The sequence below is a fragment of the Alexandriicola marinus genome (assembly GCF_004000435.1).
Taxonomy (GTDB): Bacteria; Pseudomonadota; Alphaproteobacteria; order Rhodobacterales; family Rhodobacteraceae; genus Alexandriicola; species Alexandriicola marinus.
The window spans coordinates 51,026-64,685 of sequence record NZ_RBVZ01000007.1; the positions used below are offsets into that span (position 1 = coordinate 51,026).

Consider the following 13,660-nt stretch of genomic DNA (forward strand, 5'->3'; position numbering starts at 1 on the left):
GGCTAAAGCAGCGTGCCCTGTTCCGGGGGGGGCTCCTTGGGTTTCCTGCTCGCCTGTGGGCGCGCGCCGCCCGGTGCCACGTCAAGCCTGCCGTCCCGGAACTGAACCTCGAGCAGTGATGCGCCCTCCGCCTCGGCCTTGCCGGTGACGATGCGCCCCTCGGCCCGAACGACGGCAAAGCCGCGCGCCAGCGTCGCCTCATAGCCCAGCGTTTCGCGAAGACGATCAAGGCCCAGAACCCGGTCGCGCGCCCGGGCGATCCTGTCCTCGACCAGCACCGGCAAGAGCCGGGCCGACACGCGCCGTTCGGTGTCGCGGGCCTGTTCGAGCCGCCGCAACATGGCTGGTTCCAACCGCTCTACCGCCCGATCGACCCGCTGCCGCCCGTCGCGGGTTTGCCGCTCAAGCGCGGGGCCAAGGCGGGAGGCCCGATCCGCCAGCCTGTCCCTGTCGCGGGCCAGCGCCTGCCGGAGCGGGCCTGTCCTCAAGCCGAGGTCCGCAAGGCGCACCGCCTTTTTTGACACGGCCTGCCGCAGCGCGCCGTTCAGCCGTTCGGCCGCAAGATCAAAGCGTTGCCGCGCCGACGACAAGAGCGATTCGGGCCGTGGCAGCGCCCGCCCAAGGTCTGCCAGCCGCTGATTGCGGCCGCGCAGGCCCAGCTCCAGCCCCCGGCTCATCCGTGCGGTCAAACCATCAAGCCCGGCCAGCAGTTCGGAGCGGACAGGCACCGCCAGTTCGGCGGCCGCTGTGGGCGTCGGCGCCCGCCTGTCGGAGGCATAGTCGATCAGCGTCGTGTCCGTCTCGTGCCCGACGGCCGAGATCAGGGGGATCTGGCTTTCGGCGGCGGCGCGGACGACGATCTCCTCGTTGAAGCCCCACAAATCCTCGATCGAGCCGCCGCCGCGGGCCACGATGATCAGATCGGGGCGCGGCAGCACGCCGCCAGGTTGCAGCGCGTTGAATCCCCGGATCGCGCGGGCCACGTCGCCGGCGCAGGCCTGCCCCTGCACGGCGACCGGCCAGACCAGAACCTTGCGCGGGAACCGATCGCGCAGCCGGTGCAGGATGTCACGGATCACCGCGCCCGATGGCGAGGTCACGACGCCGATCACCTCGGGAAGATAGGGCAAGGGACGCTTGCGCTCATCGGCAAAGAGCCCCTCGGCGGCCAGCGCCTTGCGCCGCTTTTCCAGCATCGCCATCAGCGCGCCCGCGCCTGCGGGCTGCAGATCCTCGACGTTGAGCTGGTATTTCGATTGCGGGCCGAAGGTCGTCAGCTTGCCCGTCGCGATGACCTCCATCCCCTCTTCGGGCAGATGGGTCAGCCGCGCGGCCTGCCCCTTCCAGCTGACAGAGGCCAGAACGTTGCGGTCATCCTTGAGATCGAAATACAGGTGCCCGGTGCGCGCCTTGAAGACGCGGCCCACCTCGCCCCGCACGCGGACATGGGCAAACTCGCCCTCGATGGTGCGCTTGATCGCGCCCGAGATCTCCGAGACGCTGAATTCCGGCGAATTGCCGCGCGGCGTGTCGGGTTCGTCGTCGAAAAGCTCCATGCCCCATGTGTCCTTGTGCCTGACCTGAGCCGACCTTAGAACGCACCCGACGCAAGGCCAAGCGGGGGCTTCATGAACATACTCATCCTGGGCAGCGGCGGGCGGGAACATTCCCTGGCATGGGCCGCGCTGCAGAATCCGAAATGCGACAAGCTGATCGTGGCGCCCGGCAACGCAGGCATCGCACAGATCGCCGAATGCGCGGCCCTCGACATCCTTGATGGCGACAGCGTCGCGACCTTCGCCTCTGAAAATGCCATCGATATCGTGATCGTCGGTCCCGAAGCCCCGTTGGAGGCAGGCGTATCCGATCGGCTGCGCGACTCCGGGCTTGCAGTTTTCGGGCCTTCGATGGCTGCAGCACAGCTTGAGACCTCAAAATCCTTCACAAAAACGATCTGCGACGCGGCAGGGGCGCCCACCGCGGCCTGGGCCCGGTTCGACAACGAGGCCGAGGCGCTGGCGCATCTGGACCAGACCGGCGCGCCCATCGTGATCAAGGCCGATGGTCTGGCCGCCGGCAAAGGCGTTGTCGTGGCGATGACCCTCGACGAGGCGCGCGCCGCCGTGACCGACATGTTCGGCGGCCAGTTCGGCGAGGCCGGCGCCTCGGTCGTGATCGAGGAATTCATGGACGGGGAAGAAGCCTCTTTCTTCGTTCTGGTCGACGGCACGACACTTCTGCCGATGGGCACGGCGCAGGATCACAAGCGCGCCTTCGACGGCGACGAGGGCCCGAACACCGGCGGCATGGGTGCCTATTCCCCGGCCCCCTGCATGACGCCCGAGATCACCGAAGCCGCGCTGGAACGGATCGTGCGTCCCACGATGGAAGAAATGGCCCGTCGCGGCACACCCTATTCCGGGGTGCTGTTCGTGGGGCTGATGATCGTCGACGGCGCGCCCAAACTGGTCGAATACAATTGCCGGTTCGGCGATCCGGAATGCCAGGCCCTGATGATGCGGCTGGGCGCCCAGGCGTTCGACCTGATTCAGGCCTGCGCCGATGGCCGGCTTCACGAGGCCAGCCCCAACTGGGCCGATGACCACGCGATCAGCGTCGTCCTGGCCACGCACGGTTACCCGGGCGACTATGAAAAAGGCACCGAGATCAGGGGCTTGTCCGGCCTCCCCGAGACTGCGGGCGAGATCGTCTTTCATGCCGGAACGACGGAGAGGGACGGAAAGATCCTCGCGACCGGCGGCCGGGTCCTGAACGTCACCGCGCGTGGCGACACGCTCGAACAGGCGCGGGATCGTGCCTATTCCATGATCGACCGGATCGACTGGCCCGAGGGATTCTGCCGCCGCGACATCGGCTGGCGCGCCCTGGGATAGGACGTCCCGGCCGGATCAGGCCGCAAGACCGAGACGGAAAAAGCCGCGCCCGAACGGGCGCGGCTTTCTCGTTCAGTGCGGGCGTTCGGCTCAGGCGGCAGCGCGGCTGACCAGAACAGAATCGATTTCCTTGGCAGCAGCCGTCTCATCGTTGCCGGCAACAGCCGCGATCTCGCGGGTCAGGCGCTCCAGCGCGGCCTCGTAAAGCTGACGCTCGGAATAGCTCTGCTCGCGCTGATCGTCGGCGCGGTGCAGGTCGCGCACCACTTCGGCAATCGCGATCAGGTCACCGGAATTGATCTTCTGCTCATATTCCTGTGCCCGGCGCGACCACATGGCCTTTTTGACCTTGGCCTTGCCGCGCAGCGTCTTCATCGCATGCGCCACCACGTCGGGCGACGACAAGGACCGCATTCCGACCTCGGTTGCCTTATGGGTCGGCACACGCAGCGTCATCTTGTCCTTCTCAAAGGAAATCACGAACAGTTCCAATGACATGCCCGCAATTTCCTGAACTTCGATGGACACGATCTGTCCTACTCCGTGCGCAGGGTAGACAACGAAGTCATTCGGGCGGAATTCAGGTTTCTTCGACTTGCTCATGGCGTCCTTTCTTGGCTCTGGCGCAACCCATTCCCGGCTATCGGCGACACCTAACCCGGCGGACACGTTCAGGTCCGTCGGGCAGCAGGGCCGCATCGAGAATTTCAGAGGTCACGCACAGACATCTTGAGAACCATACCACAAAAAACCGCCCCGCAAAAGCGGTCAGACGGAAACAGAATGTTTGGCCCCGCCGCGGCAGGGGAACTCAGGTCTTGGGCCCCCGACATCAGGGGCCGCCGCACACCTTCAGCCGCCCTCGCCGGGCGCCTCCGAGAACAATTCCATCTTTCCTTCCTTGCCGTCCATCTCGTCAGCATTGGGAAGCGGATCCTTCTTGGTGATGATCACCGGCCAGATCTCGGAATACTTGCGGTTGAATTCGACCCATTTCTCCATGTCAGGCTCGGTGTCCGGACGGATCGCGTCCGCCGGGCATTCGGGCTCGCACACGCCGCAATCGATACATTCGTCAGGATGGATCACCAGCATGTTCTCCCCCTCGTAGAAACAATCGACGGGGCAGACTTCGACACAGTCGGTGTATTTGCAGGCGATGCAGTTATCATTGACGATATAGGTCATGGAGCGCTCGATACGGATCAGATGTCAGGACTAGCTATCGCGGCCAAGGGGATCATTCAAGCGGCGATCGGCCGCGTCAAGGCGTCGCCGATCCCGCCCGGTGGGCCGGCCCTTGCGGTCGTTGACGGGGGCTGCCGGATCAGGCTTTGGCGGCGGATCGCTCAGGTCATCGTAGAGCAGGCGCGCCTCGGGGGCCGGGCCGCGCCGATCACCGCAGGCCACGATTCGCACGACCCGGACCCAGCGCCCCTGCGCAAAGGTCAGGACATCCCCTTCGCCGACGTTTCGTGACGGCTTGCTGACGGGTTGGGAATTCACCCGCACCTTGCCTGAACTCACCCGTTCCGCCGCGATCCCGCGCGATTTGAAGAATCGCGCCTGCCAGAGCCATTTGTCCAGCCGGATCGTCTCGCGGACCGCCTCCGTCACTTGGTCTTGAAGCCTGACAGGGCGGCGGCAAAGGGATTGTCGGGGTCGATCGCCTTTTCCTTGCGCGGCCGCGCCTCGAAGGACTGGGGCTTGTTGCCTTGCGGCTTGCCCCCCTTCTTGCCGCGTGGCTTGCCCTGGGCGGGCTTGCCGCCACCGGCAGGCTTGCGGTTGCGCCGCTCTCCGTCCTGGCGTTGCGGGCGGCGGCCCCAGGTGAAAGTGTAGAACACTTCCATCTCCGCGCTGTCGTCACTCTGCGCCTCGGCCGGGGCTTCAGCCGCGACGTCGGGCGCGGGCGCTTCGGCCTCGGCAGGCGCGTCGGGCTCGGATGCGGCAGGCGCCTCTGCCTCGGGCGGGGAGGTCTCTGTCTCGGGCGACGGAGTCTCGGCCGCCGGCTCGGGCGCGGTCTCCGTCGTGCCGGCAACCTCTGGGGCGGGCGCCTTGATCTTCTGACGCTCCCCCTTCTCGGCGTTGTAGCCAAGGCCTTCCATCAGGCCCGCGAATTGCTCGAGCGTGGTGCCGGTGATCGAGAGCATGTCGGGATTGGCCTCGAACCCGCCCCGGCTGTCCCTGTCCCGCAACAGATCGGCCAGCCGCTCCAGCATGTCGATCCGGATCGCCCGATCGCCCGCGGCCCGGTATCCCGCCATCGCGAAATAGCCGGGCACGGCATCTTTCGGCGCGGGCACGGTCACCACGCCGGGCGGCGGGCTTTCGGGGAATTCATCCAGCCCCTTGGCCACCGACCACAGGACAAGCCGCAGACGGGTGGGTGCCGGTTTCAGCAGAAGCTGCTGGAAAATGGTGAATTGACCGAAGCGGATCCCGTGCTTGCGCAGCGCGCCCCGGGCATCCTGATCCAGTGCCTTGACCTCCTGCGCCACGTCGCCGCGCGGGATGATCCCGAAATTCTCGACCATGCGGAAGGCAAAACCCCGCGCCAGCCCCTCAAGCGCCGCATCATCGCGCAGGGCGATCAGCGGCTCCATCGCGGCGGCGATCTTGCGGTCGATGAAATGCTGCAAGCGGCGGGTCACCTTTTCGGCGATCTCGGTGCCGGCGGTCTCATCCACGAAGGCCTGAACACCGGGCTTGAGCGGATCGGGGCCCGCGACGATCTTGCCCACCGCGCTGTCGCCCCACATCAGGCCGCCCTGCTCGGTGAAATCAAGTTCGGTGTCGGGCGCGTTGTAGAACCTGTCGGCGCGCAGATGGAAATGCGGCGCGAGCGCCTGCATCGCAGCCTGCCTCAGGGTTTTCGCCTCATCGCTGGTCTCGGCCTTGTCCACCCGGAAGCGGAATCCTTCCAGTCGGCCGACGAATTCACCCTCGACGGTCACTTCACCCTGATCGTTCACTTCAGCCACGAGGGCCTCCTTCTGCTTGAGCCGCCGGGCAAGCACGCTTGTCCGCCGGTCCACAAATCTCTGCGTCAGCGCATCATGCAGCGCATCCGACAGGCGGTCTTCTACAGCGCGCGTCTCGTCGCGCCAATGACTTTCATCATCCGTCCAGCCCTTGCGCTGCGCGATATACGTCCATGTGCGAATATACGCCAATCGCTTGCTGAGTGCATCGATATTGCCATCGACCCTGTCGATTGCCGCGATCTGGTCGGCCAGATACACGTTCGGGACCCGTCCGAATTCGTGCAGATAGCCAAAAATCTTCGATATCAGCACGGCATGTTCGGTGCGGCTGATGCCTCGGAAATCGGGCACCCGACACACATCCCACAACAGCCGGACCGAGGGGCCATTGGTCGCGCGCGCGATGATTTCGTCGTCCTGGGACAATGTCTTGAGGGCCGAAAGATCGTCGGATTCGCGGACCCGCGTCAGCCAGTCGTTGTCCGTCCGATGCTCGAGCGTCTGGATCAGCCGCCGGACAGAACCGAATTGCAGATCGCTGTTTCGCCATTGCAGCTTGGTCACCGGGCGGAACTGGTGGTTCTCGATCGCCTGAACCTCGCGATCGTCAAGCTCGCCGGCCTCGCCGGTGACGCCGAAGGTTCCGGCAGACGTATGCCGCCCGGCCCGGCCCGCGATCTGGGCCAGCTCGTCCTCGGCCAGATGGCGCATCCGCGCGCCGTCGAACTTGCGCAGGCCGGAAAACGCAACGTGGCTGATGTCGAGGTTCAGCCCCATGCCGATCGCGTCGGTGGCCACGAGGTAATCCACGTCGCCGTTCTGATACATCTCGACCTGCGCATTGCGCGTCCGCGGGCTGAGCGCGCCCATGACGACGGCCGCGCCGCCCTTCATCCGGCGCAGCAATTCGGCGATCGCATAGACGTTTTCGACCGAGAACCCGACGATGGCCGATCGATGCGGCATACGGCTGATCTTTTTTGACCCGGTATAGGTGAGGGTCGAAAACCTGTCGCGGCTGAGGAATTCGACCCCCGGAACGAGCGCGCCGATGGCATTGCGCATCGTGGCCGAGCCGAGGAAGAGCGTCTCATGCTGCCCCCGCGCCCGCAGGAGCCGGTCGGTAAAGACGTGGCCCCGTTCGGGATCGGCACAAAGCTGGATCTCGTCGACGGCGAGGAAATCACAGCCCATCCCCTCGGGCATCGCCTCGACGGTGCAGACCCAATATTGGGTCCGTGGCGGCACGATCCGTTCCTCGCCGGTGACCAGCGCCACCACCGAGGGGCCGCGCAGCGCCACGATCCGATCATAGACCTCGCGCGCCAGAAGCCGCAGCGGAAGACCGATCACACCGGTGCGATACGCAAGCATCCGCTCGATCGCGTAATGAGTCTTTCCGGTATTCGTCGGCCCCAAGACGGCCGTTATCCGGGAACGAGATGACATTGTCTGCCCCCGTGGGCTGCGGCGACGCTAGATCGCCTCGCCCTGCGTTTCGGCCTGAATACGTTCGACAGCCTGCAAAGCGTTTTCCTCGTTGGGATGCAAGGCCAATACCGCCTGGTAGGCCGCGAGCGCCTCGTCGTAGCGGCCGACCTCTTCGAGGATCACGCCCAGCCCGCGCAGGGCGACGAAGTTTTCGGGGTTCAGTACCAGCACATGCTGCAGGTCGTCGAGCGCGGGCCCGATATAGCCCAGACGGTAATAGGCATTGGCCCGCCCGCTATAGCCCGAGGCATAGGACGGGTCGTGGTCGATGGCAGCCGTGAAATGCTCGACCGCGATGTCAAAGGCGCCTTCTGCCATCGCATCCTGACCGCGCCGGAACAGCAGATCGATCGTCGCTGACCCGCTCTTCGACCATTCGGTCCGGATGGCCTCTTCGATCCGGGCGCTCTGCCCCGGCTCCGCCTCGCGCAATTGCCGCAGAAGATCATCGACGAGCGTTTCCTGCGACAGCACAGGTCCGGAAAACCAGACTGACGCCAAAAGTGCCGCGACGATATGTTTGTTGAGATGTGTAATCCGAAGCATAGTTGACAGTGTAGCGTATCGCGCCGCGCTGACCATAGCCGCGGCATCACATCATGGAAAGGAAGACGCATGAGCGACGTAGTGGCTGAAGCCGTGAACGCCCTGAACGCCAAGATGGGCGGACGAGGTTTCGACGGATCGGCGAAATTCGTGATCGAAGGCGAAGGCGCGCTGGTCATCGATGCCGGCGGATGCCGTGCAGGCGACGATCAGGCCGATGTCACGCTGACGGCGGATGCAGATACCTTCAAGTCCATTCTGGACGGCGACCTCAATCCGACCGCGGCCTTCATGACCGGACGGCTGAGCGTCGATGGTGACATGGGACAGGCCATGAAACTGGCCGGAGTCCTCGGCTGAGAACAAGGAACGAAACGCTTGACTGACCCTGCTCCCTATTTTTCGGATCTGGCCAACGGGCCGGAGGACGCCACGACATTTTGGCTGACCACATCCGACGAGATCCGCATCCGTATGGGCGTGTGGAATCGCGATGCGGAGCGGGGCACAGTCATTATCTTCCCCGGCCGGTCGGAATATGTCGAGAAATATGGCCGCGCCGCCCATGACATGGCAATTCGGGGTTTTGCCTCCGTGGCCATCGACTGGCGCGGTCAGGGTCTGGGTCAGCGGCTCAATCCAAACCCGGCGCTCGGCCATGTCGAGCAATTCCTTGACTACCAGCGCGACGTCGCAGCGGTTCTCGCGCAGATGGGCGCCATGGGTCTGCCGGAGCCTTATTACCTGCTGGGCCATTCGATGGGCGGTTGCATCGGGCTGCGGGCGCTGCACGAGGGTCTGCCTGTCGAGGCTGCGGCCTTTACCGCGCCGATGTGGGGCATCCAGATATCGCCCGCGCTCCGGCCCGTGGCCTGGACCTTGTCATCGGTCTCGCGGCCCTTGCGGTTCAGCCATGTCTTTGCGCCCGGCCAGGTGCCCGCGCCATACGTCATGCGCGTCACCTACGAGGAAAACCACCTCACCGGCGACGAAGAGATGTTCGAATGGCTGCGGTCGCATCTTCTTGCGAAACACGAACTGGGGCTTGGCGGCCCGTCTCTGCACTGGTTGAACGAGGCCTTGTTCGAAACCCGCAGGCTCGCCCGGATGCCATCCCCCGACGTGCCGTGCCTGACCTACCTCGGCTCCCGCGAGGCCATCGTGGAGGCCGACCGCATCCACGAGCGGATGGCCAGCTGGCCTACCGGACGGCTCGAGATCGTCGAGGGCTCGCAGCACGAAATCATGATGGAAGGCCCCGCGATCCGCAGGCGGCTCTTCGATGATCTGGCGACGCATTTCGTGCCCGGGACGCCCCGGTCTGTCGCGATCTAGTCCGGCTGCCGGATCGTCGCGGCCGTGGCCTTGGCGCCGCTGCGGATCCAGGACTGGTCGGACCCCACGACAAAGGTCGTGATCCCGTGCTTCGCCCACTCTGCGGCAAGGCCCGCATCGGGGATCCAGCTGACATAGGCCTTTCCGTGGCGCCGGGTCGCCTGTCCGATCGCCTCTAGGGCGGCGGTCAGCCGATCCGAGCCGACCTTGCGTTCCCCGTAACTCACCGACAGGTCGGCTGGTCCGGCAAACAGACCGTCGATGCCCGGCGTGGCGGCGATGGCGTCGACGGCATCGACACCTTCGGGCTCTTCGATCTGGGCGATCACGATGGTGCCCGCGTCCTGATCCAGAACCTGATCCATCGGACGCGTGGTCATCCCGGCCCAGCGCGTCGATCCGGCGTAGCCGCGCCCGCCCTTGCCGAAATGTGCAGCCTTTGCAACGGCTTGCGCCTTTTCGGCGCTGTCGACATGGGGCACGACCACGCCAAGCGCACCATCGTCGAGGGCCGAAAGGATCTCGTCCTGTCCCGGTACACGCACCAGCGCCGGCAGGTCCAGCGCCATGGCCATTGCAAGGCAGCGATCCCGCTCGGCCCGGCCAAAGGGGCCATGTTCGGCGTCGAGAACCACGAAATCCAGATCGGTCTGGGCAATCACCTCCAGAAGCGAGATGTCGGGCATCCTGATGAACGTGCCGGCCAGTCGTTCCCCTGCCAGCATGCGTGATTTGAATTGCTCACGGCGCATCGCCATTTCTCCGCCTCCCCTGATTTGGGACAAGCGATCACAGCTTGCGAGCCGAGACAAGCGGCAAGGCGGTTTCCTTGGCCCCGCGATGCGCTACTCTGGCCCTCATGGCACGCGATCCCGTCCTGACCTTCACCGAAGAGGGCATCTATTGCCCCGCGGGTGACTTCCACATCGATCCGTGGCGGCCCGTTCCGCGCGCGTTGATCACGCATGGCCATTCCGATCACGCAAGGCCGGGCATGGGCAGATACCTTGCCACCCGCGCGGCCGCCCCCGTGATCCGGCACAGGCTTGGCGATGTGGCGCTTAAGACCATCGAGTATGGCGAGACGCGCCGGATCGGCGGGGCGACAGTCTCCTACCATCCGGCCGGCCATGTTCCGGGCTCCGCGCAAATCCGGGTCGAGGTGGGCGGCGAGGTCTGGGTCGTCTCGGGCGATTACAAGACGGTGGATGACGGGCTGTCGGAGCCGTTCGAACCGGTGCCCTGCCATGCCTTCATCACAGAATGCACCTTCGGTTTGCCGGTCTTCAAATGGACGGCGCCCGATATCCTTGCCGCACAGATCAATGACTGGTGGGCCGCGAATGCCGCGCAGGGGCGCATCTCGATCCTTGGGGCCTATGCACTGGGCAAGGCCCAGCGTCTGTTGCGCCTGCTGGAGACGGGGATCGGCCCCGTCTTCACCCACGGTGCGATCGAGAACACGAACGAGGTTCTGCGCGCGCAGGGGATCACGCTGCCCGACACGACCCGCGTCACCGCCGATTTCGACCGCAAGGCCCATCCCGGCGCGCTGATCCTTGCCACGCCGTCGGGTTTGTCGGGGCCGTGGGCCGCGAAATTCGGCCCCGACAGGTCCACGGCCTTTGCCTCGGGCTGGATGGCGCTGCGCGGTGTGCGGCGCAGGCGCGCGGCGGATCGCGGGTTCATCGTCTCGGATCACGCCGATTGGGAAGGGCTGAACAGCGCGATCCGCGCAACCGGGGCCGAGCGGGTCTTTGTCACCCACGGCTACACCTCGGTCTTTCGGCGATGGCTCGAGGAACAGGGGCTCGAGGCGCATATCGTCTCGACCGAATACGAAGGCGAAAGCCTTGAGACCGCCGAGGATGCAGCATGACAGCCCTTCCCACCGATCACTGGCGTGACAGGGCCACCGCCCACGGCGCACGGCTTTTCGTGAAGCCGTCGCTCGCGCTGCCCCTGCCGTGGGTGTGGCACCGTGCGATGTTCGGGCTGGCCGGGCGATTCCGGCCGATGGCGCCGGGCATCACACGCAAATCCGTGACACTGGGCGGACGTCCGGGGCTGATGTTTGCGCCCCGCGCGCCGGACCGCCGGCTCATGTGGGTGCATGGCGGCGGGTTCTGCGTAGGAAGCCCGCGCACCTATGCGGGGCTTCTGTCGCATCTGGCCCGAAAGGCCAATGCCGTGGTTCTGGCCCCGTCCTACCGGCTGGCGCCGGAACATCGGTTCCCGGCCGCCTGCGATGACGTGGACGCGGCCCTCATCGACGCCGAGGCGCATCGCCCGGACCTCGGCCCGCTCTTCCTAGGCGGGGACAGCGCCGGCGGCTGCCTGGTTCTGGGGGCGATGGCCGACGGACTTGCGCGAGGTCAGCGCTATGGCGCGCTTCTTCTGGCAAGCCCGGCAGGGATGATCGACGTGACGCGACCCGTCCCCCCTGCCAATGATTACCTGTTCCCGGTCTCGATCCTGCGCCGGATCGCGCGGGATTATGCGGCAGGACATGACCCGGCGAACCCGCGCCTGTCACCGGTTCACGCCGATTTCACCGGCGCGCCGCCTGCCCTGATCCATTGCGCGCGCGGCGAATTGCTCGAGGAAGACAGCGATACGATCGCCGACAGCCTGCGCGCCGCCGGCGGAGACGTCACCGTCGAGAAGGCCCGACGCATGGTTCATGCCTGGCATTTCCTAGCGGGCAGCCTGCCCGTGGCCGATATCGCCGTCGCCCGGATGGCGGATTTCCTGCGTGCCCATTCGTGAAGGATTTCGCCGAACTCTTTACCCGGGTCGACCAGACGACCCGGACAAGCCGCAAGGTCGCGGCCCTGACCGCTTTTTTCCAGTCCGCGTCGGACGCCGACAAGCTGTGGTGCATCGCGCTGTTTTCCGGGCGAAGGCCCCGGAGAGTCATCACAGCGACCGTCCTGCGCGAATGGGCCGCCGAACAGGCAGGTATTCCCCTGTGGCTTTTCGAGGAGGCCTATCCGGTCGTGGGCGATCTGGCCGAGACGATCTCGCTTGTTCTGCCGCCTCCCTCGCGGGAAGAGGATCGCCCCCTCAGCGACTGGATCGCCCATCTCAGGACGCTCTCGGCGCAGGATGACGCGGCCCGCAAGGTGGGGATCCTCGCCGCATGGGATGTGCTTCCCGATATCGAGAGGTTCCTGTTTACCAAGTTGCTGACAGGCGGGTTCCGCGTGGGCGTCAGCCAGAAGCTGATGACCCGGGCGCTGGCTCAGGCCACGGGCATCGACGAGGCGGAACTGACCCATAGGCTGATGGGCGACTGGACGCCCGACACCGTGACATGGACCAGCCTGATCGAGGCGCCCGATCCCACCGCGGCCCTGTCGCGGCCCTATCCGTTCTACCTCGCCTACCAACTTGAAAAGACGGAAGAGATCGAACCCGTCTCGGACTGGTTTGCAGAGCGGAAATGGGATGGCATCCGGGGTCAGCTGATCGTGAGGGAGGGCGAACACCACCTGTGGTCGCGCGGCGAAGAGCTGATGACGGATCGCTTTCCCGAATTCGCCACGCTGAAGGATTTTCTGCCCGACGGCACGGTGATCGACGGCGAGGTTCTGGCCTTTGCTGATGACGCCCCCCTGCCCTTCGCAGCGCTTCAGAAACGGATCGGGCGCAAGACGGTGCCCAGAAAACTCCTGTCCGAAGCGCCCGCGATCCTCATGGCCTATGACCTCCTGGAACAGGACGGGACGGACATTCGCGCGCAGCCCTTTGACGTGCGGCGCGCGGCGCTGGCGCGGATCATCGGCTCCCTGCCCGACGGCCTGCCCCTGCGCCTGTCACCGGAGGTGGTTGCACGCGATCTTGAGGGGCTCACGGCGGAACGCGCCCTCTCTCGCGATCTGGGGGCCGAAGGGCTGATGCTCAAACGTCGCTCGGCGCCCTATCTCGCGGGCCGCAAGAAGGGCGATTGGTGGAAATGGAAGGTCGATCCCCTGACCATCGACGCCGTGATGATCTATGCGCAGGCGGGCCACGGGCGGCGCGCGAACCTGTTCACAGATTTCACCTTTGCGGTGCGCGACGGAGACGATCTCGTGCCCTTCACCAAGGCCTATTCCGGCCTGACGGATGCAGAGTTCCGGCAGATCACAGCCTGGGTGCGCAAGAATACGCTGCAACGCTTTGGCCCGGTGCGGCAGGTAAGGCCCGAGCACGTCTTCGAGATTGCGTTCGAAGGCATCCAGTCCAGCACGCGCCACAAATCCGGCGTTGCCTTGAGATTCCCGCGCATGGCCCGCTGGCGGCAGGACAAACCGGTGGCAGAGGCCAACACTTTGCGCGATCTGCATGAAATGCTCACGCAATACGGGAGCTAGGGTTCTCCCCACTTTCAACCACCCGATCCCGGGCCTATGTAGATCCCGACAC

At 65.4% G+C, this 13,660-nt stretch carries 13 protein-coding genes; 6 read left to right on the plus strand and 7 right to left on the minus strand.

Going from position 1 to position 13,660, the window contains the following annotated elements:
- Positions 1-2: 2 nt before the first annotated feature.
- A complete protein-coding gene (gene xseA / locus EP376_RS17315; protein ID WP_127656886.1) occupies positions 3-1,556 on the minus strand; it encodes an exodeoxyribonuclease VII large subunit in 1,554 nt (517 codons plus the stop codon).
- 72 nt (positions 1,557-1,628) lie between these two features.
- Here xseA and purD point away from each other — a divergent pair, with 72 nt between their 5' ends.
- Complete coding sequence (gene purD / locus EP376_RS17320; RefSeq protein WP_127656887.1) at positions 1,629-2,894, plus strand: phosphoribosylamine--glycine ligase; 1,266 nt, start codon at positions 1,629-1,631, stop codon at positions 2,892-2,894.
- A 90-nt stretch (positions 2,895-2,984) separates the two neighbouring features.
- Here purD and EP376_RS17325 read toward each other — a convergent pair whose 3' ends face one another.
- The 5 genes from EP376_RS17325 to EP376_RS17345 all read right to left on the minus strand — a co-directional run bounded on the left by EP376_RS17325 (position 2,985) and on the right by EP376_RS17345 (position 7,915).
- On the minus strand, positions 2,985-3,497 hold the full coding sequence (locus tag EP376_RS17325; protein WP_127656888.1) for a CarD family transcriptional regulator: 513 nt from the start codon (positions 3,495-3,497) through the stop codon (positions 2,985-2,987).
- 249 nt (positions 3,498-3,746) lie between these two features.
- A complete protein-coding gene (gene fdxA, locus EP376_RS17330) occupies positions 3,747-4,082 on the minus strand; it encodes a ferredoxin FdxA (protein WP_127656889.1) in 336 nt (111 codons plus the stop codon).
- Positions 4,083-4,112: 30 nt separating this feature from the next.
- Positions 4,113-4,511 (minus strand): RNA-binding S4 domain-containing protein, encoded by a 399-nt coding sequence (locus EP376_RS17335; RefSeq protein ID WP_127656890.1) that lies wholly within the window; start codon positions 4,509-4,511, stop codon positions 4,113-4,115.
- Positions 4,508-7,327, minus strand: a complete 2,820-nt coding sequence (locus EP376_RS17340) for a helicase-related protein (protein ID WP_127656891.1) — start codon at positions 7,325-7,327, stop codon at positions 4,508-4,510. The genes EP376_RS17335 and EP376_RS17340 overlap by 4 nt, the downstream gene beginning before the upstream one ends.
- 27 nt (positions 7,328-7,354) lie before the next feature.
- Complete coding sequence (locus EP376_RS17345) at positions 7,355-7,915, minus strand: tetratricopeptide repeat protein (protein WP_127656892.1); 561 nt, start codon at positions 7,913-7,915, stop codon at positions 7,355-7,357.
- Positions 7,916-7,984: 69 nt separating this feature from the next.
- On the opposite strand from EP376_RS17345, the gene EP376_RS17350 reads away from it, so the two are divergent.
- A complete protein-coding gene (locus EP376_RS17350) occupies positions 7,985-8,275 on the plus strand; it encodes an SCP2 sterol-binding domain-containing protein (RefSeq protein WP_127656893.1) in 291 nt (96 codons plus the stop codon).
- A gap of 18 nt (positions 8,276-8,293) precedes the next feature.
- The gene (locus tag EP376_RS17355) at positions 8,294-9,250 is read left to right on the plus strand and encodes an alpha/beta fold hydrolase (protein ID WP_127656894.1); all 957 of its coding nucleotides are present in this window, start codon (positions 8,294-8,296) and stop codon (positions 9,248-9,250) included.
- Here EP376_RS17355 and EP376_RS17360 read toward each other — a convergent pair.
- Positions 9,247-10,008 carry an HpcH/HpaI aldolase family protein gene (locus EP376_RS17360; RefSeq protein ID WP_238928784.1) on the minus strand — a complete coding sequence of 254 codons (762 nt, stop codon included), beginning with the start codon at positions 10,006-10,008 and terminating at the stop codon, positions 9,247-9,249. The genes EP376_RS17355 and EP376_RS17360 overlap by 4 nt on opposite strands.
- A gap of 101 nt (positions 10,009-10,109) precedes the next feature.
- On the opposite strand from EP376_RS17360, the gene EP376_RS17365 reads away from it, so the two are divergent.
- Genes EP376_RS17365 through EP376_RS17375 form a run of 3 tightly spaced genes read left to right on the plus strand, consistent with a single transcriptional unit; the run spans position 10,110 to position 13,608 of the window.
- Positions 10,110-11,129 (plus strand): ligase-associated DNA damage response exonuclease, encoded by a 1,020-nt coding sequence (locus EP376_RS17365; protein WP_127656895.1) that lies wholly within the window; start codon positions 10,110-10,112, stop codon positions 11,127-11,129.
- Positions 11,126-12,019, plus strand: a complete 894-nt coding sequence (locus EP376_RS17370) for an alpha/beta hydrolase fold domain-containing protein (RefSeq protein WP_127656896.1) — start codon at positions 11,126-11,128, stop codon at positions 12,017-12,019. Before EP376_RS17365 ends, EP376_RS17370 begins: the two co-directional genes overlap by 4 nt.
- Positions 12,016-13,608, plus strand: a complete 1,593-nt coding sequence (locus tag EP376_RS17375) for an ATP-dependent DNA ligase (RefSeq protein ID WP_127656897.1) — start codon at positions 12,016-12,018, stop codon at positions 13,606-13,608. Before EP376_RS17370 ends, EP376_RS17375 begins: the two co-directional genes overlap by 4 nt.
- Positions 13,609-13,660 lie beyond the last annotated feature (52 nt).

Coding starts and splice junctions, on each gene's coding strand:
- xseA (WP_127656886.1), bottom strand. CDS start 1,556: ATGGAGCTTTTCGACGACGAACCCGACACGCCGCGCGGCAATTCGCCG.
- purD (WP_127656887.1), top strand. CDS start 1,629: ATGAACATACTCATCCTGGGCAGCGGCGGGCGGGAACATTCCCTGGCA.
- EP376_RS17325 (WP_127656888.1), bottom strand. CDS start 3,497: ATGAGCAAGTCGAAGAAACCTGAATTCCGCCCGAATGACTTCGTTGTC.
- fdxA (WP_127656889.1), bottom strand. CDS start 4,082: ATGACCTATATCGTCAATGATAACTGCATCGCCTGCAAATACACCGAC.
- EP376_RS17340 (WP_127656891.1), bottom strand. CDS start 7,327: ATGTCATCTCGTTCCCGGATAACGGCCGTCTTGGGGCCGACGAATACC.
- EP376_RS17345 (WP_127656892.1), bottom strand. CDS start 7,915: ATGCTTCGGATTACACATCTCAACAAACATATCGTCGCGGCACTTTTG.
- EP376_RS17350 (WP_127656893.1), top strand. CDS start 7,985: ATGAGCGACGTAGTGGCTGAAGCCGTGAACGCCCTGAACGCCAAGATG.
- EP376_RS17360 (WP_238928784.1), bottom strand. CDS start 10,008: ATGGCGATGCGCCGTGAGCAATTCAAATCACGCATGCTGGCAGGGGAA.
- EP376_RS17365 (WP_127656895.1), top strand. CDS start 10,110: ATGGCACGCGATCCCGTCCTGACCTTCACCGAAGAGGGCATCTATTGC.
- EP376_RS17370 (WP_127656896.1), top strand. CDS start 11,126: ATGACAGCCCTTCCCACCGATCACTGGCGTGACAGGGCCACCGCCCAC.